Genomic DNA, 23,458 nt, shown 5'->3' on the forward strand with positions numbered 1-23,458 from the left:
CAGTTCTCACCTCTCAAATCGATAGATCAGAGCCACCTCATCACAATCCGGAAACTTGGGGCAACGATAGCACTCCGCCCATACTTTTCGTGGCAATTCCATCTTGTCAACCTGACGGAAGTTATGTTTTTCGAAAAAAGCTGGCTTGTAGCTCAGGCAAAAAATTGTAGGAATTCCCAGTTCTCTGGCTTCATCGAGACAGGCCTCAACAAGCGTTGAGCCTAATCCCTGAGCTTGTTTATCTCCGCTCACTGCTAAAGACCTAATCTCAGCCAAATCTGACCAATTAATATGAAGAGCAACACAGCCGATAACCTGTTTATTACTATCCCTGACGACGAAAAAGTCGCGCAGGTTCTCATATATCTCGCTTAATGCCCAAGGCAGCATCTCGCCTTTGTCGGCGAAGCTGTTGACCAGCTCATGTATCCGCTGGGCATCGTTTATTTTAGCTTTCTCTAATTTCATGATATCTTCCCTTTAAGTCTCGACTCCAGATAACTGTAAAAATAAGCTTTGGGACGAATCCTTAAGAAACGCCCTACATAAGGGCTAAGTTTAACTTTAACTTGATCTCCGCTGCGTAGTGGCAACTCCACCTGCCCATCAATGCTGAGCATGGCTTCATGGGTTGTAGTCACCTTCAACTGGATTTCAGCTTCGGCAGGCAAAACCACAGCTCTATCCAGAGTCAGATGAGGACAAACCGGCTTGAATATGATTTCGTTCGCCTGTGGATGAAGAATAGGCCCACCAGCCGCCAGTGAGTAACCTGTGCTACCAGTAGCCGTAGCCACTATGACGCCATCAGCCCGATGGGTCGCTAAAATCTCGCCATTAACCCTGGTCTCAACCTGAACCAGCCGCGCAAAGTTCCTTCGCCCAACAAAAATATCGTTCATGGCATGAAAAACCTTGTCCTGAGATAACAGCACAGCTTCAAGCATAGCTCTCTCTTCAATCCAACCACCACCATCCAGCAGCCGAGGCAACTTCTCAAAAGCTTCATCAGCTTTAAGCTCAGTCATAAAACCCAGGTTACCCAGGTTTATACCTACAATTGGCACTGCCTGCGGAATAACGGCTCGTACTGCCCGCAGTATAGTGCCATCACCCCCGATGCTCAGTATTAATTCCGAGCCGGCTATCTGAGGCTTCGCCTTCTCCTCCTCCCATGACGAGCACGTCCAGAAGGAAACGCCCTGAGCTTTCAGAAATTTCTCCAGCTCTCGGCTAAAAGCCTCAGCCTTCTCAATTTTTGGGTGATATAAAATGCCAACCCGTTTCACAGCAAGAGGAGTCTATCACCGCCTGCTAAAGGGTGTCAAGAAAATATACCAGCGAAACAACGTGATAATAGTTGTAAGGACAGACCTTCAGGTCTGTCCGCTTTGGACAGGTCTAAAGACCTGTCCCTACATTCGTCATAACTGCGTCCCTTCATGGCCGTAGCCACGAGGCTAAAGCCTCATGGCTACATGTAATTGCATATAGAGATGACTGATAAAAATATTTGGTTGATAGTTTACTTCTTTCCAATCCTGGAGACCCCCCACGATGCTATCCCCATAACAGCTAGTCCCAAGATTATAAAAAATGCGTAGTCACATATGGTAATATTTGGAACTCTCGCCAGCCAAGCCGAGACCCCCACCAATGCCACTGCCGCACCAAAAAAAGAAAAGGTCACCATGTGGGATTTCTCTATTTCTTTGTCCTGCCGCTTGAGGTGTTCTTCAATTGCCTCCAAGCTAACCATTTTCCCTGTTTTGCCAGCCATGCGTCACCTCCTCTATTCCTATATGCTTATAATACCAAAGGGAAAACTAGGCGACAATAACTAATCTATTTAAAAAATGAGGGAGACGCGTTAATGGGAGGAACAAGAGATTGAAGATAAGCAGTTTACGAGCCCAACATGCGAACGGCAGCTTCAGCAATACCGACAAAACCACCCGGGACAACACCCAAAAGCAGGACGAAGAGGCAGCAGAAAGCTAAAGCAATACGCAGCGCCCAGGACGAAGGCACTCTCTCCTCTGAAGTCGGAGTGCCCACCCACATTACCTTAACCACTCTCAGATAGTAGAAAGCCGAGATACAACTATTTATCACCGCTACTATAACCAGCCACAGTAAGCCATGTTGCACTGCTCCACTAAAAATATAAATCTTGGCAATAAGCCCTGCTGTCGGCGGCAAACCAATCAGAGAAATCAAGCAAAGAGTTAAAGCGACAGCCAAGAGCGGTGCTCGCTTACCCATGCCGGAATAGTCATTAATTTCATCACTTTTGATCTTGTTGGAGATAGCTATAATAGCAATAAAGGCTCCCAGATTAGTAACGGCGTAGCTCATTAGGAAAAAGAGCAGCCCGCTTTGCCCCAAAGCATCGCTTCCTACCGCCATCCCAACCGTAGCCAGCCCAACCATGAGATAGCCAGCTTGAGCTATGCTGGAATAACCGAGCATGCGCTTGATATTGCTCTGAAGAATAGCCACCACATTGCCCACCGTCATGGTGACAGCGCTCAAAATGGCAAATAAAATGCCCCAGTTAAGGCTAAGCCATTCAGGAGCACCAAGGGCGACGAAGAAAATACGAAGGACAACGGCAAAGCCTGCAGCCTTGCTGGCTACAGAAATATAGGCGGTAATCGGCGTTGGCGCACCTTCATAAACATCGGGCACCCACATCTGGAATGGGAAACTGGCGATCTTGAAGCCGAAGCCAGCAGCCAGAAGCACCATACCCAAAAGCAAAGCTGGGTTGTTTAGAAGACCGGCGCCAGGCATACCCCGAACATAGTCGGCAATACACATCAGGCATGTCTTGCCGGTAAAGCCGAAAACCAAAGCCATGCCATAAAGGAGCACTGCCGAGGCAACAGCACCCAGAAGCAGGTACTTCAGCCCGGCCTCAGATGATTTCTGGTCCTTCAGAAAAGTAGCTAGCACATACAGCGAGATGCCGCTCAATTCCAAAGCCACATAGATAGCAATCAGGTCGGCTGATGCCACCAGCAGCATCATACCTAGAGCCGAGATAAGCACCAACGCATAATACTCGCCCTGAAATCTCTCGAATTTACTCACATAGTCTTGGGAAGCCAGTATAATGAGACCGGCAGCTACTAATAATAGGAGTTTAAAGAAAAGAGCAAAATTGTCGACCGCCAGCATGCGGTAGAAGATGGCTTCACTGGGTGTTCCCCAAATCGCCACGGTGAAACCAGCGGAAACCACCAGGCCAGCGATGCTAAGACCAGCCAGGACTTTCTTCTGCTTGACAAATAAATCAACCAGAATTACCACGAGGGCAAAACCCAGCAGACTGAGTTCCGGTGTCAAAAAACGAAGCTCACTAATTGTCATGCAATTAGACCATCCCGGCTAATTTAAGCAACTCTTTGGCATCTTCATGCATGTCTTTCCAGATACTATCAAGTTCCTCCTTATTAACCCATAGAGCTTCTCCAACATCGCTATCCACCTTGAGTTCACCACCAGCTAGCTTGGCTACGTAGCTAATATAAACCACATGCAAGCTCACTCCACCAGCCGACTTCACAATTCGGTCAAAAGCTGGCAAAGGTCTGACCAATTCTATCTCTAATCCTGTCTCCTCTTTAATCTCACGTTTTATGCCCTCAGCAATCGTTTCTCCCAGCTCCAGTTTACCGCCTGGGCAAATCCACTTTCTTTGCCAAAAACCACCCCTTTCCGGCTTGTGTTTAACTAAAAGTATTCTACCTTCGTCATCCTCAATAACCGCCCCCACCGCCACCATTATCTGAGACGTAATCATTCACCCCTATCACAAACCTACTAGCCTTACTATCGGCTCAACCCCCAGCTTGATGACATCAGTTAGGATAGCTGGGTAAATACCGACAAGCATAATAGCAGCAACAAAAGAAAAGACGCATACCTTCTCAATATTGTTGGCATCGGGTACGTCGCTGAATTTCTCCAATGGCGGGCCGTAGAAAACTCGCTGCAGCATCCACAAAATGTAGCCGGCAGTTAAGACAATCCCAAAGACACCCAGAATGGTATATATTCGAATGCCTTCAACAGCCAGGCTCGAGTAGCTTCCCACAAAGGTAATAAACTCAGCAGCAAAACCGCTTGTGCCCGGTAAGCCTAAAGACGCTAAGCCGGCGATGCTGAAGACCACTACTATAACCGGCATCCGTCGGGCTAGCCCACCCAGATTGTCCAGATTGCGCTCATGAGATTTATCGTAGACCAGCCCTACCATAGCAAAGAGAAGTCCGGTGATAATGCCATGGCTGAACATCTGCAAAGTGGCCCCGGTCAGACTTATTTGACTCAAGGCGAAAATGCCCAGAAGCACATACCCCATGTGGCTAACGCTACTGTAAGCGATCAACCGCTTCAAATCCTTCTGCCTTAAAGTTACCGCCGCTCCATAGAGTACACTGACAACGGCGAAGACTACCAGCAACGGAGCGTAATGCAGGGCAACCCCAGGGAAGATGGTTACACAAAGCCGAATCATCCCGTAGCCACCCATCTTCAGCAATGCCCCGGCCAAAATCACGCTCGCCGCTGTCGGAGCATCAGTATGGGCATCGGGCAACCAAGTATGTAAGGGAAAAACCGGCAGCTTAATAGCGAAACCAACCAACATCAATAAAAACATGGCCGCCAGCGGGATAACTGGCCTGGCAGCAGCCAGACCAGCCAGCTCCATCATGTTCAAGCTACCAGTTGTAAAATAAATGCTCAAAATGCCAGCCAGCATCAGGGCGCTGCCGACCAGGGTGTATATCACATACTTGATAGCTGAGTACTCTTTCCTGCCACTGCCCCAAATAGAGATGAGAAAATACATAGGGATAAGCTCTAGTTCCCAGAACAAGAAGAACAAGATAAGGTCTAAGGAGCAAAAAACACCCAGTATGCTCGCCTCCAAAAGCAATAACCAGATGAAATATTCCTTAGGCCTCAACTGTATATTCCACGACACCAGCACCGCCAAGACGCCGAGGAATGTCATCAGTATCACCAGAGGCAAGCTGAGGCCATCAACACCGAGATGGTAATAAGCGTTGATTGCCGATATCCAGGAGAGTTTTTCCTCAAATTGAATCTGTCCAATAGCGCCAGCAGAACGGTCAAAAAGACAGAAAACAGCTATCGACAGAGCAAATGAAGCCAGGGCGAATATCAGGGCTATAAGTTTTATGGTCTTTTGCTGCGGTTTAGGCAATAAGGCAATAATTACCAGCCCGACTACCGGGAGAAAGACTATGGTTGATAGATAAGCAAAACTCAAATCACTCTACCTCAACCGAAGAGATAAAAACAGACTGCAATCGCTATCACACCAATAGCAATAGCTATGCCATAGGCCTGCAACTGCCCTGTCTGTGCCCGCCGCATAACTCCACTCGCCTCAGCAGTACCGCGAGCCACACCATTCACCACCCCATCGACAACACGAGAGTCAAAGATGCTGAGCGCCGCAAAAATTCCATCAACCAGCACCCTGACCACGACAACTCGCTCATAAAGCTCGTCGAACCAGTATTTTCGGTTAAACAAGGTATAAAAAGGCTTGAAGACCCTGCCCACAGCTTCAGCCGACACCCATTTAGCACTGTACATAGCGTAGGCCAACAAAATGCCCAAGCCTGCTACCAGAAGTGATATCAAAGGCAACGGATGTGCCAGCATGCCAAAGAAACCACCAATGAAACCATGCACCCCACCATTTCCACCATGACCCAGAAACTGGCTGAATGAGCCGGTAACATTGAGCCATCCGGAGACAACCGATAAAACAGCCAGAATGACCATAGGGACAACCATCACTGCCGGTGATTCATGAGGCTTCCCACCTTCATGACCACCATGACTTGATAACGCCCCGCCTCGGTACTCACCACCGAAGGTAAGGAATACGGCTCGGAACATATAAAAGGCTGTCATAAATACGGTAATCATGGCCAGGTAGAACAATACCTGGTTGTTGGCAAAGGAATATGCCAGTATTTCATCCTTACTCCAGAAACCGGAAAGCGGCCAGATACCAGCAATACTCAATGAGGCAATAAGGAAAGTAATATAAGTCCATGGCATTGCCTTACGCAAGCCACCCATCTCCCGCATGTCAAAAGTCCCCGTGCTGTGGTTGACACTTCCAGCACCGAGAAACAACAGGGCCTTGAAGAAGGCATGATTGAACAGATGGAAGATGCCAACGGCAACACCGCCAACACCCAGACCCAACATCATATAACCCAGCTGGCTGATGGTTGAATAAGCCAGGACACGTTTGATATCAGTCATCACCAGACCCATGCTAGCAGCAAAAATAGCCGTAAAACCGCCGATGACGGCTACCGTAGTTAAAGCCATCTGGGAATGCTCAAACAGTGGGAAGAAGCGAGCCACCAAGAAGACCCCTGCAGCCACCATTGTCGCCGCATGTATGAGGGCACTGACCGGCGTCGGGCCCTCCATAGCATCGGGCAACCAGACGTGCAATGGGAATTGCGCTGATTTGCCCACAGCACCGGAGAAAATGCCGATGGCTGCCCAGGTTAAAGTTGTCCCACCTAAAACTCCGGCAACAGCTAAGCCATGCAGCTCCTCGATATTAAAAGTTCCTGTATTGTAGAAAAGCAGAAGGATAGCAGCTAGAAAACCAAAATCACCAAAGCGGGTAACAATAAAAGCCTTCTTGGCTGCATCGGCAGCAGAAGGCCGGTGAAACCAGAAACCGATGAGAAGATAGGAGCCTAAGCCAACGCCCTCCCAGAAGAGAAATAGGAAAACGAGGTTATCGGCCATGACCAAGCCCAGCATACAGGCTGTGAAAAGAGACATGAAAGCAAAATAGCGATGGTAGCCGGGATCACCTTGCATATAACCTTGGGAATAAATTTGAACCATCAGGCTGACAAAGCTAACCACTACAACCATGATGGCAGTTAGAGAATCAACTAATATCCCGACTTGGACGCTCAGGTCACCAATCACCATCCACTGTATATCAGGTATTTCCAGCTTATGCCCGGGCATAGCCAAGACTTCCGCCAGCACCCACAAAGAGAGGACACAAGAAACGCCAATAGCACCAATGGTAACATAGCCGCCAAGTTTGGGACGATTATTAAAGAAAGGCCGGAGGATGAAGGAAATAACGATAAATGACAAGAAGGGTAATAGAAATATCAGCCACGGGACTTGATTGGGCATTAGAGTTTTCTCAACACCTCCTCAACAACATGTACCCTCTCCTGGGACACAAGGATGCGGTAGCTAGGTAATTCGCCGGCGCCGGGCTTTTCCGTCTTAGGCAGAATCCGCGTCGGTATCCCTTCACCTTCAAAAAGCTCCTTCCACATCTCCGCTATTATCAAATTAGTTGCGCTCTTAACTTGAACCCACATATCCTAACTCGCTACCATTTCATCAAGTCAAATTTATCAACATCAACAGATTCTCGATTACGATAAATAGTGATTATTATGGCTATGCCAACAGCAGCCTCAGCCGCAGCCACCACCATGACAAATATGGCAAATATCTGCCCGGTAAGAAACATGGGCACAACGTAGCGGGAAAAAGCAACCAGGGCGATGTTAGCTGCATTGAGCATAATTTCAATGCACATCAAAATGACCACAGCATTACGCTTAGCCAAAACCCCATATAACCCAATGGAAAAAAGAACCGCTGATAAAACAAGGTAATGCTCTAGTCCAACTGACATCTTTATTTCTCCCTTATCAGCACAATAGCACCTAGCACCGCCGCCAAGAGCAACACTGCGGTAATTTCCACAGGTAATATAAAGCCACCTTCGCCGAACAGGCTCGCACCTATGGCTGCCGTTGTCGGCTGTTGAGGTGGCTCACCGCTCGTTTCCCATTTGGTGCTTATCACAGTGAAAACCATAGTCCCTAAAAGCAGCAAGCTCACAACCAATGCGGGGATGCGCAGTTTCCCCGATGGATTGCCGTGCCAAACTTCGCGTGTAAGCATGATTGCCACAATAATCAATACTGAGATAGCTCCCACGTAAATAAGTATCTGCACAACCGCCAGGAAGTCTGCGTAAAGCGTTATATATATCCCAGCTATGGTTAAGAAAAGCAGAACCAGAGAAAGAGCTGCCCGAAAGACATCACGCAAGATAACCACAGCCAACGCTGCACAGACGGTCACGGCTGCCAATATCCAGAAGATAATATCAAACACCTCGACCTCTCTTCTTGCTCAGTCCTAGCCAGCTCAATTTTTGTCCACCTCCCTCCCTGCCCCCGTAAATAAGCAAGCTCTGTTTAGGCAGACTCGCCTCAATCTTTGGACGAGCATAACCACTGGGCTGCCTTACATCAGACAACTGGAGCTCTTCTTTGCTCAGAATGAGCTTTCGACGTCTATGCTGCGCCTGCTCATAACTGCGCCCCATAGCCAGAGCATCGTATGGGCAAGCCTCAACACACAAGCCGCAGAACATACAACGTCCAATATCTACTTCGAACTTGTCAACCACATAATTGTTCTCATTACCTACATGGGTAACAATCTCAATATTTCCTTGAGGGCAAGCCTTGGCACAAGTAGCACAGCCGGTGCATCTATCGGGAAACCACACCAGCTCGTTGCCCCGTATGCGCCGGGAAACGACTAACTTCTCCTCGGGATACTGCACCGTAATCGGGGCGCGGAATAGATGCTTGAATGTCACCGCCATCCCTTTAGCTATGCCGATTCCATATCTCTCAAACTTCAACTCGGCCGCCTCCTAAGGCAAACAACTTCGACCATAAAACAATCAGAACACCGGCAGAAACGAAATTCACTGCTACTATTATCCACGGCATAGTTTCCGGCAGCCACAGCACCTCGGCAGCAATGATAAATAGGTTAATTATGGCCATAGGTAATAAACCCTTCCAAGCAAAAGCCATTAATTGGTCTACACGCAATCTGGGGAGAGTAGCTCGCATCCACACAATAACCGAAAACACCGCCATGACTTTAATCAAAAACCATATAATCGGTGGCAATAATGGCCCTTGCCAGCCACCTAGGAACAACGTAGTGATAATACAGGAATAAGCCAGAGCATGGCCATACTCGCCCAGATAGAACATAGCAAACTTCATCCCAGAGTATTCTATATGGTAGCCGGCGACTATTTCAGAATCAGCCTCAAGAAGGTCAAACGGGCTCCGGTTCATCTCAGCCACCGTGCCCAAGAAAAAAATAACAAAACCAAGAGGCTGCAGTATGAGGAAAGGAATATCCTGGGAAGCAACAATTTGAGTCATTGAAAGCGACCCGGTCATCAACACCACACCCAGAATCGCTAGAACCACAGGCAGCTCATAGCTCACCATTTGAGCTACTGTCCTTAAAGCTGCTATCAAGGCATACTTATTATTTGACGCCCAACCCGCCATGTATATACCGACTGCAGACACTGAACTGATTGCCACTACATAAACTATGCCCACATTAAGGTCGGTTAAGATAGCCCTTTCGCCGAAGGGTACAACAGCAAAAATCATCAATACCGGCACAAAGACAATCACCGGAGCCAGCCAGTGAATCACTTTATCACCCTTAGCCGGCACAATGTCTTCTTTCAATAGTATCTTCAAAGCCGTAGCAATCGGCTGGAAAATCCCCTCCGGACCAAGCCGGTTCGGACCTAGCCGAATTTGGAATCGACCCAGTAGACGCCGCTCGTACCAAATGAAGATGATAACCGTAATCACAACAAAGGCGAGAACAACCACTATGCCAACCACACCCGGCACGATATAGGCTGCCCAATCCGGCCAGATACCGCCTAACCGCAACTGAAATTGTTCCAGCAGCGTCATTACCTGTCTATCTCTCCCAGGCAAACATCGATGCTGCCAAACGTAATTATCAAGTCGGCAACCTTCCAGCCGACAACCATATCCTTTAACGCAGTCAGATTAATCAGCGTCGGAGGGCGAATATGTAACCTGTACGGAGCAATTGAATTATCGCTGACCAGGTAGAAGCCAAGTTCACCTTTTGGTGCTTCTATATGCCCGTAGACCTCACCAATCGGCGGCCGCAGCAAATGAGGCACTCTGGCACAAACCTCACCTTCAGGCAACTGAGCTATCGCTTGCTCCAAAATGCGAACGCTCTGCCTCATCTCCTGCATCCTCACCCAGTACCGGTCATAGTTATCACCCACGGTGCCAACTGGTATCTCAAAGTCAAAGCGGTCATAGATTGAATAGGGGTCAGCTCGACGAATATCCCACTTCACACCACTGGCTCGAAGCACCGGACCGCTGGCCGCGGTGTTTATGGCAGTATCTCTCGGCAGAATGCAGACCCCTTTAGTCCTTGCCAATAAAACTTCATTCTGAGATAAAAGCTGGTCATATTCATCAATAAACCCCGGCATTTCAGCCACAAATTTTTTCAGAGCCGGTAAAAATTCTTCAGGGACATCCTGGCTAACTCCACCGATGCGCATATAGTTGTAGGTAAGCCGCTGACCGCAAACCATCTCATATAAATCCAGAAGCTTTTCCCTCTCCCGCCACATATACAATACTGGCGTCATCATAGCCCCAAGATCGTTAAGGAAAAAGCCGACTGCCATAAGATGGTTGGCAATACGCATCGTCTCGGCCATGATAATCCTCAGGTACTCAGCCCGCTCCGGAATTTTTATCCCGGCCAACTTCTCCACAGCCAGCACATAGGCGAAATTGTTCGTCATCGAAGCTACATAATCGAGCCTGTCGGTCAGCGGGATTATTTGGGTATACGTTCTGGTCTCCCCTAACTTCTCGATGCCCCGATGTAGATAACCGATAACAGGTTCTACATCAACAACCACTTCGCCATCAAGAGTAACCCTCATGCGGAAGACACCATGGGTTGATGGGTGCTGTGGACCCATATTAAGGATAAAAGGCTCAGTCCTTATCGCCATCTAGAGATAATCCCTCCGCAACGGATACCCAACAAACCCTTCCCAGAGCAACAAACGCTTCAAATTAGGATGCCCTTCAAAGATAATGCCCATGAGGTCATAGGCTTCCCGCTCTTGAAAATCAGCCGAGCGCCATAAACTAACCACCGAAGGCACTGCAGGCTTATCGCGGTCATGGCATCTGGTCTTCAAAACCAAACTGTGGTTATGCTTCAACGAAATCACATGGTAAACAACTTCGAAATAATCCATGTAATCGACGGCAGTTAGATTTGTAAGATAGTCAAAATCAAGCGCTGGAGTATTCTTTAGAAACTCCGCCACCTGATAAAGAGACTTACTAGTCACAACAACAGCCGCCTTGTCAGCAGCAACAACTGTCCCGGGAAACGCTTTGGTTATTCTCTTGGCTACCTGCTCACCATTTAAGGCCGTGGTCACGCTTTGTTTATACTCTCCTTAACGATTTTCTCGTGTATCTTCCTTATGCCGTGAAGCAATCCCTCAGGCCGAGGCGGACACCCGGGCACATAGACATCAACCGGAATTATGCGATTGATGCCCGGGACAACACTGTAAGATTCCTTGAAAGGCCCGCCGCTAATGGTGCACTGTCCCATAGCTATCACCCATTTAGGCTCAGCCATCTGCTCATATACCAGTTTCACCGCGGGTGCCATCTTCCAAGTAAGTGTTCCAGCGACAATCATCAAATCAGCCTGGCGCGGCGACCAACGGAAGATATCCATGCCGAAGCGAGCGATGTCAAAACGCGAAGCTGCCGTACCAATCATCTCAAAAGCGCAGCAGGCCAAGCCAAACATAAGCGGAAATAATGACCGCGACCGCGCCCAATCAAGCACATAATCCACCGTAGTAACCAGAACATTCCGCCTGATCTCCTCATCAAGCCAGCTATCAGGATCAGGAATAGGCTGCTGAGAGGCCGCCATCAGCGAGTTAATCTTTAGGCCCTCAGCTAAATCAATCTCATTCAAGGTCATCATCGAATACTTCTCTACTTCCATTCCAGGGCTCCTTTGAGCCAAGCGTAAATGTAGCCCACCATAAGGATTACAAAGAAAACAGCTATCGCAATCAGCCCAAACATACCCAGCCCCTTAAGATTTACTGCCCAGGGATACAGAAAAACAGTTAATACGTCGAGCGCAACGAAAAGAACAGCAAAGAAGTAATAGCGAAAGTTGAATTGAACCCACGTTTTACCGATAGTTTCCATGCCGCACTCATAAGTGGAAGTCTTGGCTGGATTGCTTTTCCTGGGGACGATATTGAAAAAGCTAAGAGTTAAAGGTAGGAGTAGAGTGGTAACCATGAACAGTATACCTACGATAAGGAGTATACCAATATATCCGAAGTCAGCTAGCAAATACTCATGCCTCCCCGCCTAGTTTACTCTGAAAACTTCGCTTTTCATAGGTCCCAAAGTCCGATTTTGAAACAGCGAGGCCCCATAAAAGAGCTAAACGAATCTCTCATGGGTACTAAAAATGCCGTTTGAAAGTATATCACACACACAAAAGAGAGGGCAAAGCTTGACTATAGAATAAGTCAATGTATAATAATGCAGGTAAAGGTTCCGGACAATGCGTATTACCGGCGGCGTTGCCAGAGGACAACAATTGAAGGTGCCCCAGAACGATTTAGTTCGTCCAACAACAGATAGGGTGAGAGAAGCCATCTTCTCCATTCTAGCCTCCCTCACCAGCCACTGGTCTCGAGGGCTAGACTTGTTCGCTGGTAGCGGCGCTCTGGGTATCGAAGCTCTAAGCCGCGATATAGAGTGGATCGACTTCGTCGACCAGGCACCCAAATGCTGTGCTATCATTAAACAGAATTTGCAGAAGCTCGGATTTTCACAAAAAGCTCATGTCTATTGCTGTAACGTAGCTAAAGCCCTTACCTTCCTTAAAGACAAATACGACATTGTATTTATGGACCCGCCTTACTCAGACCAGTCAATAAATCATATGGCAACGCAATTAGCCAGCTCGAGAATCATAGATGACGAATCATTAATCGTGATTTCCCACGCTTCCCGTTCCCCACTACAAGACAGCTATGACGGCCTATCTTTAATCAAAGAAAAACAATACGGTGACACCTGTATTTCGATATACCAAAAACGCGCTCCCGGAAAAGGAGGTTAAACTTTGACTATCGCTATCTATCCCGGCAGCTTCGACCCTATAACTCATGGACACCTCGATATCATCAAACGCGCTTCCTCAATATTCGACGAGTTAATCGTCGGTGTTTATGACAGGCCTGAGAAACGGCTTCTATTCTCTACCGAAGAACGAGTAGAGATGACCCGGCAAGCCATGGCTCATCTGAAGAATGCTAAGGTTAAATCCTATTCTGGGCTTACCGTCGATTTCGCTAAAAATGTGGGGGCACAAGTCATGGTCAGGGGATTGAGGATGAGTTCCGACTTTGAACGAGAGTTTGAGATGGCGATGATGAACAAAAAGCTGGCACCTGACCTCGAACTGGTCTGTTTTATGGCAAGCCTGCAATATCAATTCCTCAGCTCCAGCCTGCTTAAGGAAGTAGCCCAGCTAGGAGGTTGCCTTGAGGCGATGGTGCCAGACCACGTGGCCAAAGCACTGAAGAAAAAGTTTACCCCGTAGACTTGTAAGCCTTGACCGATAAGCGTTACTAGACAATATCACTAGAAATAGTTACTATATTAAATTCTAAGGAGGTTAACTTAAAAAATGGCGTACAAGATCACTGACGAGTGCATCAGCTGCGGTGCCTGCGAGCCGGAATGCAAAAACCAAGCCATCAAAGAAGGAGCATCGATATACGACATCGACCCCGCTAAGTGCACTGAATGCGTTGGCTGGTTTGCGTCACCTAAATGCGCTGAGGTTTGCCCAGTAGATTGTTGTGTTGCAGACGCTGCTCATAAGGAAAGCAAGGAACAGCTGCTGGAAAAGTGGAAGAAGCTGCACCCTGGCAAAACTCCAGAAGCTACTTAATCAGACAAAAAACACAAATTTAGCTCAAATAACTAAGACAGCAATCGGTCGCTTGCTGTCTGTTGTTACTCTTTGGAGAAATCTGCCCTCTAACCAAGCCGCCAGAAAACCCAAAAGCATATAAAGGTTATTGTGAATGCTTACCATCGACTATGACCTCATAGGAATTAAGGATGGTGAGCGAGTTCTAGACGTCGGCTGCGGTGAGGGCAGACACAGCTGGGAAGCCTGCAAGCGAAACGATTGCCTGGTTTGTGCCTTAGATATTGAGGAGGTGAATCTCAAAAAGGCACATTACGCCCTTTATTTAATGGAACAGCAGGGCGAAACCAAGGGAAAATGGCTTCTAGCTAGGGGGGACATAACCAGCCTCCCCTTCAAAGATGCTTCCTTCGATAAAGTCATTTGTTCCGAGGTGTTGGAACACATCCCTGACGACATTCAAGGTATCAGTGAGCTGGTCAGAGTTCTAAAAGACAATGGCGCGCTTGCCATCAGCGTCCCATCGTATCTGCCCGAAACCATCTGCTGGAAATTATCCAGAGGTTACCACAGGAAGCCGGGAGGTCATATCAGGATATACAAAGCCAGCGAAATCACATCTAAGCTACAGCAGAACAACCTGCATATCTTTGCAGTACGCCGCAAACACGCCTTACACTCCTTTTACTGGATATTACGCTCTCTGTTCGGAGTAGAGAACGAAAAGGCTATTATTCCTTCTCTTTACCACAAGTTCTTGGTCTGGGACATATACAAGAACAGCAAACCCGTCCGCCTGCTCGATGAATTCCTCAACAAATTTTTCTCCAAAAGCCTGGTCCTCTACGCCCGCAAAGCTCAAACATAACACGATTACGGCGATTTTTTTAGACGATACCAATTTCCTTGCTTCGGTCTACACCTCAGCACCACAACATCGCTGAGAGACGGCAGATGTCGAGCCAATTTATCTAGCGTTTTTAATATGGCAAGCGAGATGCCCCTGGGGCACTTAGCCAAAAACATACCCCACCACGGAAGACCAAAGAGCAATGACACCCCGATAGCCTTTTCTACTTTAAAATGGTTGCCCACCAGACGCCTGAGAAATGAGTAATCAAATTTATATGTGTGGTCCTCCGGCACTTCCCATAGCATTCTCCCCTCTGTAGCCTTAAAGCCAAATACCTTCCTGAACCACCACACCGTCTTCCCCCACCTGAATCCAAGGCTCTCAAAATTAGCTATGGCTATTATCGCTTTTCCTCCAGGCCTAAGCACCAGGGCAATCTGCTCCATGACCATGGGCGGGTTAGGAAAATGGTCCAGAGCTCCTTTGCATATAACCTTGTCTACAGAATGAGCTCGGAACGGCACATGCTCGCCCACCCCACTGACCAGTCTCATCTTCGCTCCATTCTCAGAAATATGCTTCCTGGCACGTCTTATCATCACCTTTGAAGGTTCAAGGCCAACAACCACCGCACCTCTCTTTGACAACTCCACGCCATCAATACCCCTGCCGCAGCCGATATCCAGTATAACTTCACCTTGTCTCGGATTCACGCTTTCCAAAGTGGCTTCGTTCATCCTCCGAAACAGGAACTCCGCATCCGGATAAACCACCTCAGGAAAGAGCTGCCCATCATCCCACTCCAAGTCAAATCGAGCATTCTTTTTGTCATTGCCAGGAGCGTTAGCGACATGGCAATCTCTCAACAAGTTCTCCCCCCCCCCTTGAATGGTGAAGGTGAAACCCTGAGATTGTCACGCTCTGGTCGCAATGACATAGGGGAATTGCCCAACAACTTACTCAGTAAGATAGGTTCTTACTTGGCTCCTAAAGCCTTAGCCTTGTTATAAGCGGCGATGACCGCCTGGAGAAGCAGCGACCGCAATTTGCCTGCTTCCAACTGCAGCAGTCCTTCGGTGGTCGTCCCTCCCGGCGATGTCACCATGTTCTTCAGCTCCGCCGGATGCTTACCCATCACCTCCACGGCTCGCGCTGAACCCAGCACCGTCTGCACCACCAGCTTTTCAGCCATATCACGGGGTAAACCTATGTGCACACCGGCATCGACCAACGCCTCGATAATGAGAAACACATAAGCCGGACCGCTGCCGCTTAAAGCGGTTGCCATATCTATGTATTTCTCACTAATGACATAGATTTCCTTGCCCATGGCAGCCAGAATAGACTGCGCCATATCCTTCTGCTTCTGGTTCACCCCATCAGTAGCTGTCCAAACCGTCATGCCTTCACCGATTTGTGCCGCCATGTTAGGCATCGCCCGAACCAAACAAGAATGGCCTAACCCCTGGTGCAAACTCTCCACAGTAGCCCCAGCCACTATGGACAACACCATCTGCTGAGATGATAGCCCCTTCAGCTCAGCCATCACCTTACCCAGTTCCTGCGGTTTCACCGCCAGGACAATTACTTCAGCCCCTTTAATTGTCTCCTTATTATCAGCCACAACCCTGACACCGTGCTTCTTCTTCAAGACATCTCGTCGTACTTTACTGACATCGCTGACAACGATGTCACCGGGCTTAGCCGTTCCTTTAGTCAGCAGGCTCTTAATTATCGCCTCCCCCATAATCCCACCACCGATAAAACTTATCTTCATTGCTGCCTCCTCTCGCCGAATATAGCTCGACCTATTCTTAGCATGGTCGCCCCTTCCTCAATCGCCACCTCAAAATCATCGGTCATACCCATAGACAGATGTTCCAGTCCCAACGAATCTCGAAGCTCCCGCAGCTTTCGGAACACGGGACGGACTTCCTCAATGTCAGCCACGAATGGAGCCATAGTCATAAGTCCCATCACCTTCAAATTGGGCAAATGCTTTACCTCGTTTACCGCCACGGCAATCTCTCCCACAGAGAAGCCACCCTTTGTCGCCTCCCCGGAAACATTGACCTCAAGCAAAACAGGCAGTGGTTTTTCAGCCCGCCTACTCAAAACCTCAGCCAGCCTTATCGAGTCAACGCTGTGTATTATGTCAAATAAATCAATAGCCCGCCGGGCCTTGTTGCTCTGGAGATGTCCCACCATGTGCCAAGTCACATCTGGCTTGAGGTCTGAAAGCTGTGCTATCTTATCCTCTGCCTCCTGGACTCGGTTCTCACCGAAATTTCTTATCCCGCAGCCAAAAGCCACCCTTATCGCCGAAACATCAACCCCTTTGGTAATTGCCACCAGCGTTATCTCGCCGGGCAGCCTGTGACTTCGTTCACAAGTCCGGGCAATGCACCCCTGCACTTCTTCGATATTTGCCGCTATACTCACCGCCCTCTATTCTAACACACTGGCACTGATATCACTCAAAACAAGAAGGGTATGAACATCCTGGTTGTCTTCATATATACACCGTAATCGGCACCAAAATTGCGGATGTTCTCCGACTCTTCTACCTTAGCAGTAGCTACCAGAAAGGCTGAGGCCGCTAGAGCCAGGATACCGCCGAGCCATGAAGGACTCTTGAAGAATGCTCCCCAGGCAAGGAACAGCAATGAGCTATAAAGAGGATGGCGGATATACTTATAGGCACCAACCATCACCAGAGTGGTCGTGTCCTCAATCCCGCTTTTCGGTCTGCCAATCACATGAAGCAAATAAAATCCATGCGCCGCCAAGACAATTGAGGCGAGCAACAGCAACCAGGAAACGATTTGATGCACAGAGAATGGGTCGCTAAACCAGCGCTCCAGGTTGAGCAGAATTAAGATTAAAATGGATTCGAAGGCGAAGAAGCGGTAAAAACCATGCGAGCGTGGATTACGCAAGGATTGCCATGAAACAACGAAAATCCCCACAGACACAACAATAAAAATGGACACTTTCAATATGAGCATCGTTCCGCCCTAGGACTTATCTGTCATTGCGACCCTGAGCGTAGCGAAGGGGTGGCAATCTCACGGTTTCTTAAATCTGACTGTATAATTAAAGAAGTTCCCTGACACCTTATCCACCACAAAACCGGCTCCGTTACCTAACTTGATGGTAGTAGACTTCCAGGGATAATCGGGGTCGGGAAACAGTTCGGTCACAGCAAAAAATCCACCTCGTTTCAACACCCGCTTAACCTCCTGCAAAGCCCTGCTTCTATCGGGTATCTCCTGGAGGACAGTCACCATATTCACCAAATCGAGAGAGTTATCCTCAAATGGCAGCTCATAGGCATTGCCCTCAATCAGTTTGATATTCTTAATATCCTTATTCTCAGGCTTGGACAGCTTCCTCTCAAGCTGCTTCAACATATCCGCCTGTATATCGAGGGCGTAGACCTTGCCTTTTTCACCGACTGTCCGGGCAATAAAAGGTGTAAATGCTCCGCTGCCGCAGCCAAGGTCCAAAACCTGCATCTCTCTTTTTACCCCACTCCGTTCTATCAACTGAGCCGGCGGCTGTATTCTTCTTCTATAACCGCTATCCAGCAGCCGCCCGATGAACGCCGGCGCCGGAAAACGAAACATCTTCCTGACTACCTTAGCCAGGCTAATCCACAGTATAGGAAACGCCAGAATTACTAATATGATTATTAACAGTGTTTTAAGCGCCATACAATTAACACCTCAGCCAGATTTTGTGAGCAACAGCCGTCAATGGCTTGGCTTCTCTTGGTATTGTATCGATATAACCTCCGAGCCTGTCTCGAATAATTCAGACTTGATCTCATGGACCAAACCCCAGGCCTTAGCCTCATCAGGATTCAATGTAGTTCTTTCCAGCATGGCATCTGTCACATCTTGAACAGTCTTGCCAGTATTTGCCGCTATGACTTTGGCAATATTCTCAATGTCAATCCTGAGCCCTTTCAATCTCTCCTCAAGTTGCTTCTCTTCCAGGCGCTCGTTTTGAAAACCAGCAGCTACGCCATGAAGCAGGAATCGCGCCTGCGGAACTGAAAGTCTCTTGCTCCCTCCACAAAATAGTACAACTCCGATAGAATCGACACTGCCAAAATTATGCGTGGTTACATCTACAGGCAAGCCCTTTAGATAGTTGTAAGCCGATAAGCCATGAAAGACAGAACCACCGGGAGATGAAATGAGTATGATGAAGTGATTAGCACCTTGTTTCATCTTCTGGTCAATTGCATCCATCAAAGCGTTGATCGTGCCATCAATAACCGGAGCAAAAAACTTAATAACTACAGGTTTCGTTGCCATATTACGACCTCCCTTTGCCAATAATGGCAGCCAACATTTCTGAAGCTTTACTAAGCACCATAGGCATTGCCTTCAATCAGCTTGATGTTCTTGATATCTCTGTTCTTTGGTGCTGTATCCTCCTCCTGTAACCGCTATCCAGTAGCCGCCCGATAAACGCCGGCGCTGGAAAATGCACCAGCTTCCTGACTACCTTGGCCAGGGTGACCCACAGAATAGGGAATGCCAGGATGACCAGTATTACTATTAATACGATTTTCAGTGCCTCCATTGTTATCTCCTTATTTGCTGCCAGACCACATCCACCCCCACATAACAAAAAGGCTGTCGATCATCAGAACCGTCAGAATAGTGCCGATCACCACACAGCAAATAAAAACAAAGGGAGCTAGGATTCAAGACGCTGCGTAAGCCTGTCTCTCAAATCAACAATGCCGTCCCCAGTCCTAACCCACCGTTCTCCCTCTTTCTTCCAACCCTCCCAAGACATAAGTCTGCCTTTTCCTTCCGGGTAATTACTATCTTCCTGCCCCCATATCCATTTATAAGCCTTCATTAAGGCTTCGGGTGACTCCCCACAAGGAGTACCCAACCGGATATCTCCTATGACATCATCAGGTTCTTCTCCATTAACGACTCTTTCAAATAATTATGACCGGGCAGACGCACGTCCCGTAATATCATGACTACTATGGCATCATGACCTCTACTTTAAACTTCCTGAGTATTCGGGCACATTTCTTATAAGCATCTCTATACATAAGCAAGTCCCCAGCGTTGTCAATCTGATATTCTTTACCGTCCCTGATGCCGAGCTTCTTAAGTTCATAAAGCACACCCCCGTAATCTGCCATATCTTCGAGTTCCGAAGTAACTGCTATAACCACATTTCCGTACAACGTTAGACCACTACTACTTTGCAACTTCATAGTTATGCTCCTCTCTCAGCAAATCCAAACTGTTCTCGTTTATCATTATGTAACAATGCTGAGTTATATAGTTCCTCTAGATCTTTATAGAATATAAACAGGAATTTACTCTTAAAATCCCTAAATGGGGTTTGATTTACATATTGATCAAACAACTCTTTCTCCTTTTCAGTGGGACCTATGATGTAGAATTTGGCGGGGAATCTTCTCGGTATCTTCAATAGCCTGTCCAATCCAGACTTCACCCTTGTAGTCTCTTCAACTTCAAAAGCATACACCGGAAACAGTCCGTAATCATCTTCGTCAAACCACAATACATCTATTTCTCTAATCTTTGCCAAATTGGGCCCTCTGAAAATATCAGTACAGTCAGCCACTGTGACAAAGTCTCTTAACGGCTTATCCTGAAAGCTCCTAGAGGTCTGATCATGTGGTGGTATATAAGTTTCATAACCATAAATCTTGCCCACGGTCACCAACATTCCCTGAGCAATTCCATGATCGATCTCTGGCTTTTCTGTGAAGCCCTGCGCTTCTGGCTTTACGTAAACCTCTTCAACAACCCTATAAATACCGCTTCGTTCGGGTGAAACTGGTTCAAATATCTTATACTGTCTTACTACCCTTCTTATAGTATCTCGCCAAGTTGGGTTCGTTCTTGTCTTTGGGTGACCTTCTATTATCCTGTTTATTTCAGATAAATGGCCTTGTCCACCTAATTCTAATAGAGTATCCCTTACAACATCTTTCCAAGTCAATTTTTGCTTATCCATCTAAACCACCACCTCAGTTTCTCCAAACTACCCCACCACTATATTCACCAACCGATGCGGGACATAAATAACCTTGGCGACATTGTTGTCTTTAATATATACCTTTATCCGTTCCCGACTCAAGGCCAGTTCCTTAGCCTCGGCTTCAGTGATGGACACGGGCACGGTAACCCTGTCCCGCACTTTGCCGTTTACCTGAATGACCAGCGTGACCTCCTCCTCTTTAGCCAGTTTCTCATCCCACTTGGGCCAGAGTTGATTGTGAATACTATGAGTTTGGCCGGTCTTTTCCCATAGCTCCTCGGTTAGGTGCGGTGCCGTCGGCGCCAGAAGCAGCAATAAGCTGGCTATAGCCTCATTCCACAACGAAGCTGAAACCGTCCCCTGCTCCTGCACCTTGCTGAGATAATTGGTGAACTCCATCAATGCCGCCAGCATGGTGTTGAAGCGGAACCGCTCCATGTCATTGGTTACCTTCTTGATGGTCTTGTGAATAATACGGTTCAACTCTTTTTCCACATCAGGGACAACCTTTTTCTCCGAATAGCCAGCCGTTACCAGATTCCAGACTCGGTTCACCCAGCGGCTCATGCCGACAATGCCCTGGTCGCTCCACTCACCACCCAACTCCCAGGGTCCGATGAACATTAGATAGGCTCGAACGGCATCAGCACCTATCTCAGATACGTAGACATCAGGCGTAACCACATTGCCCCGGGACTTGCTCATCTTGTCACCCTGGTAAATAATCGTCCCCTGGTTGAAAAGCTTTATAAAGGGCTCATCGAAATTCACCAACCCCATATCTCTAATCGCCTTGATGAAAAAGCGGGAATAGAGAAGATGCATTACAGCGTGTTCGGCACCGCCGGTGTACAGGTCCACCGGCATCCAGTGCTTCAGCTTAGCCTTATCAAAGGGATGTTTATCAACGCCGGGACTGGTATAACGCAGGAAATACCACGAGGAGCACATAAAAGTGTCCATGGTATCGGTTTCCCGCTGTGCCGGCGAGGAGCACTTCGGACAGGTGGTGTTAACAAAAGACTCACAATATTTCAGCGGTGACTCGCCGGTAGGCCTGAACTCGGCATCAGGAGGCAGCATAACGGGCAAATCTTTCTCCGGCACGGGCACAATGCCACATTTATCGCAATACACCATGGGAATAGGCGCACCCCAGTAGCGTTGGCGTGAGATTAGCCAGTCGCGTAGCCTGTAGGTGACAGCCCGCTTCCCCCAGCCCTTTTTCTCCATGTAATCGCAGATAGCCTCAAATCCCTGGTCGCTGGGCAAACCATCGAACTGCCCCGAATTCGCCATGGTCCCATCTTCAGTATAAGCGCACTCCAATTCTTCTCCAGACCAATCCTGTGGAGCGATAACTACTCGAATGGGCAAGCCGTACTTCTTGGCGAACTCAAAGTCACGCTGGTCGTGGGCTGGGACTCCCATCACCGCCCCGGTGCCGTAGCTGAGGAGCACGTAATCGGTAATCCAGATGGGCACCGGCTGACCATTCAGCTTGTTAATCACATAGCTTCCCAGGAAGACGCCGGTCTTTTCCCTCTCCGCAGATGTCCTTTCAATCTCTGTTTGCCTCTGAGTTTGAAGTATATAAGCCTCCACCTCAGACTTGTGTTCCGGTGTGGTGAGCAGAGGCACCAAGGGGTGTTCCGGCGCCAGGACAAAGAAGGTTACCCCGAAGATAGTATCAGGACGGGTGGTGAATACACTTATCTCCTTGGTATCAACGCCTTTATGCTCCAGCCCAAAGGAAATCTCGGCACCGGTACTCTTGCCAATCCAATTGTTCTGCATGATTTCTATACGCTCGGGCCAGTCTATCTTACCGAAGCCCAGAAGCTCATCGGCGTATTTGGTGATGCGGAAAAACCACTGCTCCAACAATTTCCTGAGCACCGCCGTGCCGCAGCGCTCACAGGAGCCCTCACCGACCACCTGTTCATTAGCCAGCACCGTCTGGCACGTGGGACACCAGTTTACCGGTGCTTTAGCTCGATAAGCCAGCCCAGCCTCATAAAGCTTGAGGAAAAACCACTGCGTCCATTTATAGTATTCGGGTAGGCAGGTGACTACCTCACGGTTCCAGTCATAGATGGCACCGATGCTCCTGAGCTGACGGCGCATGTTTTCGACATTCTCCATCGTCCAAATGTAAGGATGAATGCCGTGTTTAATAGCAGCATTCTCCGCCGGCAGGCCGAAAGCATCAAAGCCCATGGGATGCAGCACATTATAGCCCTGCATACGCTTAAATCTGGCCTGGACATCCGAAGGCGCCATAGCATACCAGTGCCCGATATGGAGATCACCTGAGGTATAAGGGAACATGGTCAGGGCATAAAATTTGGGGCGACTGTCACCATCCTTAACTTCATAAAGTCGGTCAGCCGCCCATTTCTCTTGCCATTTCTTTTCGATTTCCTGAGGATTATATTTAACAGCACACATAACAGGCTGATTTTATCCCGTTGGAGCTATCCCGTCAACCTTATCCCGTTTGAGGGTGTTATGTCATTGCGGGGAGTGACAGCGACGAAGCAATCCCAGTGGGGATATGGAATTGAGATTGCCACGCCTACGGCT

The 23,458-nt window shown here is 48.2% G+C and carries 30 protein-coding genes and 1 pseudogene; 4 read left to right on the forward strand and 27 right to left on the reverse strand.

The annotated features are described in order from the left end of the window. Positions 1 to 6: 6 nt before the first annotated feature. From FJ023_04230 to FJ023_04305, 16 genes are all read right to left on the reverse strand, one after another. Positions 7 to 468: an N-acetyltransferase gene (locus FJ023_04230; protein ID MBM4446546.1), complete on the reverse strand. Its 462-nt coding sequence runs from the start codon at positions 466 to 468 to the stop codon at positions 7 to 9. Then, complete coding sequence (locus tag FJ023_04235) at positions 465 to 1,289, reverse strand: NAD(+)/NADH kinase (protein MBM4446547.1); 825 nt, start codon at positions 1,287 to 1,289, stop codon at positions 465 to 467. The genes FJ023_04230 and FJ023_04235 overlap by 4 nt, the downstream gene beginning before the upstream one ends. Before the next feature lie 236 nt (positions 1,290 to 1,525). Then, a complete protein-coding gene (locus tag FJ023_04240; protein ID MBM4446548.1) occupies positions 1,526 to 1,780 on the reverse strand; it encodes a hypothetical protein in 255 nt (84 codons plus the stop codon). 125 nt (positions 1,781 to 1,905) lie between these two features. Next, the gene (locus tag FJ023_04245; protein MBM4446549.1) at positions 1,906 to 3,375 is read right to left on the reverse strand and encodes an NADH-quinone oxidoreductase subunit N; all 1,470 of its coding nucleotides are present in this window, start codon (positions 3,373 to 3,375) and stop codon (positions 1,906 to 1,908) included. A 4-nt stretch (positions 3,376 to 3,379) separates the two neighbouring features. Beyond that, the gene (locus tag FJ023_04250; GenBank protein ID MBM4446550.1) at positions 3,380 to 3,808 is read right to left on the reverse strand and encodes an NUDIX domain-containing protein; all 429 of its coding nucleotides are present in this window, start codon (positions 3,806 to 3,808) and stop codon (positions 3,380 to 3,382) included. A 9-nt stretch (positions 3,809 to 3,817) separates the two neighbouring features. Further along, positions 3,818 to 5,305, reverse strand: coding sequence for an NADH-quinone oxidoreductase subunit M (locus FJ023_04255; GenBank protein ID MBM4446551.1), 1,488 nt, complete (start codon positions 5,303 to 5,305; stop codon positions 3,818 to 3,820). An 11-nt stretch (positions 5,306 to 5,316) separates the two neighbouring features. Next, a complete protein-coding gene (gene nuoL / locus FJ023_04260) occupies positions 5,317 to 7,233 on the reverse strand; it encodes an NADH-quinone oxidoreductase subunit L (protein MBM4446552.1) in 1,917 nt (638 codons plus the stop codon). Continuing rightward, entirely contained in the window at positions 7,233 to 7,427 is a 195-nt protein-coding gene (locus tag FJ023_04265) for a hypothetical protein (GenBank protein ID MBM4446553.1), read from the reverse strand. The genes nuoL and FJ023_04265 overlap by 1 nt, the downstream gene beginning before the upstream one ends. Before the next feature lie 11 nt (positions 7,428 to 7,438). Further along, entirely contained in the window at positions 7,439 to 7,750 is a 312-nt protein-coding gene (gene nuoK, locus FJ023_04270) for an NADH-quinone oxidoreductase subunit NuoK (protein ID MBM4446554.1), read from the reverse strand. 2 nt (positions 7,751 to 7,752) lie between these two features. Further along, positions 7,753 to 8,238 (reverse strand): NADH-quinone oxidoreductase subunit L, encoded by a 486-nt coding sequence (locus tag FJ023_04275; GenBank protein MBM4446555.1) that lies wholly within the window; start codon positions 8,236 to 8,238, stop codon positions 7,753 to 7,755. Beyond that, on the reverse strand, positions 8,231 to 8,776 hold the full coding sequence (locus FJ023_04280) for an NADH-quinone oxidoreductase subunit I (GenBank protein ID MBM4446556.1): 546 nt from the start codon (positions 8,774 to 8,776) through the stop codon (positions 8,231 to 8,233). Before FJ023_04280 ends, FJ023_04275 begins: the two co-directional genes overlap by 8 nt. Next, positions 8,766 to 9,875, reverse strand: a complete 1,110-nt coding sequence (gene nuoH / locus FJ023_04285; protein MBM4446557.1) for an NADH-quinone oxidoreductase subunit NuoH — start codon at positions 9,873 to 9,875, stop codon at positions 8,766 to 8,768. The genes FJ023_04280 and nuoH overlap by 11 nt, the downstream gene beginning before the upstream one ends. Then, complete coding sequence (locus FJ023_04290; protein MBM4446558.1) at positions 9,875 to 10,978, reverse strand: NADH-quinone oxidoreductase subunit D; 1,104 nt, start codon at positions 10,976 to 10,978, stop codon at positions 9,875 to 9,877. Before FJ023_04290 ends, nuoH begins: the two co-directional genes overlap by 1 nt. After that, on the reverse strand, positions 10,979 to 11,380 hold the full coding sequence (locus FJ023_04295) for an NADH-quinone oxidoreductase subunit C (GenBank protein MBM4446559.1): 402 nt from the start codon (positions 11,378 to 11,380) through the stop codon (positions 10,979 to 10,981). 35 nt (positions 11,381 to 11,415) lie between these two features. Further along, on the reverse strand, positions 11,416 to 12,006 hold the full coding sequence (locus tag FJ023_04300; GenBank protein MBM4446560.1) for an NADH-quinone oxidoreductase subunit B: 591 nt from the start codon (positions 12,004 to 12,006) through the stop codon (positions 11,416 to 11,418). After that, entirely contained in the window at positions 11,997 to 12,368 is a 372-nt protein-coding gene (locus tag FJ023_04305) for an NADH-quinone oxidoreductase subunit A (GenBank protein ID MBM4446561.1), read from the reverse strand. The genes FJ023_04300 and FJ023_04305 overlap by 10 nt, the downstream gene beginning before the upstream one ends. A gap of 217 nt (positions 12,369 to 12,585) precedes the next feature. Between FJ023_04305 and rsmD the strand changes: the two genes are divergently transcribed. The 4 genes from rsmD to FJ023_04325 all read left to right on the forward strand — a co-directional run bounded on the left by rsmD (position 12,586) and on the right by FJ023_04325 (position 14,836). Next, complete coding sequence (rsmD, locus tag FJ023_04310) at positions 12,586 to 13,149, forward strand: 16S rRNA (guanine(966)-N(2))-methyltransferase RsmD (protein ID MBM4446562.1); 564 nt, start codon at positions 12,586 to 12,588, stop codon at positions 13,147 to 13,149. 3 nt (positions 13,150 to 13,152) lie between these two features. Then, complete coding sequence (gene coaD / locus FJ023_04315; protein ID MBM4446563.1) at positions 13,153 to 13,632, forward strand: pantetheine-phosphate adenylyltransferase; 480 nt, start codon at positions 13,153 to 13,155, stop codon at positions 13,630 to 13,632. A gap of 87 nt (positions 13,633 to 13,719) precedes the next feature. Then, entirely contained in the window at positions 13,720 to 13,986 is a 267-nt protein-coding gene (locus FJ023_04320) for a YfhL family 4Fe-4S dicluster ferredoxin (protein ID MBM4446564.1), read from the forward strand. A 136-nt stretch (positions 13,987 to 14,122) separates the two neighbouring features. Then, entirely contained in the window at positions 14,123 to 14,836 is a 714-nt protein-coding gene (locus FJ023_04325; protein MBM4446565.1) for a class I SAM-dependent methyltransferase, read from the forward strand. Between the two features lie 5 nt (positions 14,837 to 14,841). Here FJ023_04325 and FJ023_04330 read toward each other — a convergent pair whose 3' ends face one another. The 11 genes and pseudogenes from FJ023_04330 to FJ023_04380 form a co-directional block, all read right to left on the reverse strand. After that, positions 14,842 to 15,687 (reverse strand): methyltransferase domain-containing protein, encoded by an 846-nt coding sequence (locus FJ023_04330; protein MBM4446566.1) that lies wholly within the window; start codon positions 15,685 to 15,687, stop codon positions 14,842 to 14,844. Between the two features lie 110 nt (positions 15,688 to 15,797). Further along, positions 15,798 to 16,598 (reverse strand): pyrroline-5-carboxylate reductase, encoded by an 801-nt coding sequence (locus tag FJ023_04335; GenBank protein MBM4446567.1) that lies wholly within the window; start codon positions 16,596 to 16,598, stop codon positions 15,798 to 15,800. Then, positions 16,595 to 17,263 (reverse strand): YggS family pyridoxal phosphate-dependent enzyme, encoded by a 669-nt coding sequence (locus tag FJ023_04340; GenBank protein ID MBM4446568.1) that lies wholly within the window; start codon positions 17,261 to 17,263, stop codon positions 16,595 to 16,597. The genes FJ023_04335 and FJ023_04340 overlap by 4 nt, the downstream gene beginning before the upstream one ends. Before the next feature lie 35 nt (positions 17,264 to 17,298). Further along, entirely contained in the window at positions 17,299 to 17,829 is a 531-nt protein-coding gene (locus FJ023_04345) for an isoprenylcysteine carboxylmethyltransferase family protein (GenBank protein MBM4446569.1), read from the reverse strand. Positions 17,830 to 17,889: 60 nt separating this feature from the next. Beyond that, positions 17,890 to 18,387 carry a methyltransferase domain-containing protein gene (locus FJ023_04350; GenBank protein ID MBM4446570.1) on the reverse strand — a complete coding sequence of 166 codons (498 nt, stop codon included), beginning with the start codon at positions 18,385 to 18,387 and terminating at the stop codon, positions 17,890 to 17,892. 189 nt (positions 18,388 to 18,576) lie between these two features. Then, positions 18,577 to 19,146 (reverse strand): hypothetical protein, encoded by a 570-nt coding sequence (locus FJ023_04355; GenBank protein ID MBM4446571.1) that lies wholly within the window; start codon positions 19,144 to 19,146, stop codon positions 18,577 to 18,579. 76 nt (positions 19,147 to 19,222) lie between these two features. Further along, positions 19,223 to 19,417 (reverse strand): hypothetical protein, encoded by a 195-nt coding sequence (locus FJ023_04360; protein MBM4446572.1) that lies wholly within the window; start codon positions 19,415 to 19,417, stop codon positions 19,223 to 19,225. A 195-nt stretch (positions 19,418 to 19,612) separates the two neighbouring features. Beyond that, a pseudogene (locus FJ023_04365) lies at positions 19,613 to 19,795 on the reverse strand (hypothetical protein). 40 nt (positions 19,796 to 19,835) lie between these two features. Further along, positions 19,836 to 20,075 carry a hypothetical protein gene (locus tag FJ023_04370; GenBank protein ID MBM4446573.1) on the reverse strand — a complete coding sequence of 80 codons (240 nt, stop codon included), beginning with the start codon at positions 20,073 to 20,075 and terminating at the stop codon, positions 19,836 to 19,838. Between the two features lie 2 nt (positions 20,076 to 20,077). Beyond that, on the reverse strand, positions 20,078 to 20,848 hold the full coding sequence (locus FJ023_04375; GenBank protein ID MBM4446574.1) for a hypothetical protein: 771 nt from the start codon (positions 20,846 to 20,848) through the stop codon (positions 20,078 to 20,080). Between the two features lie 27 nt (positions 20,849 to 20,875). Beyond that, the gene (locus FJ023_04380; protein ID MBM4446575.1) at positions 20,876 to 23,323 is read right to left on the reverse strand and encodes a leucine--tRNA ligase; all 2,448 of its coding nucleotides are present in this window, start codon (positions 23,321 to 23,323) and stop codon (positions 20,876 to 20,878) included. Between the last annotated feature and the right edge of the window lie 135 nt (positions 23,324 to 23,458).

The sequence above is a fragment of the Chloroflexota bacterium genome (genome assembly GCA_016875875.1).
Lineage (GTDB): Bacteria > Chloroflexota > Dehalococcoidia > GIF9 > UBA5629 > 9FT-COMBO-48-23.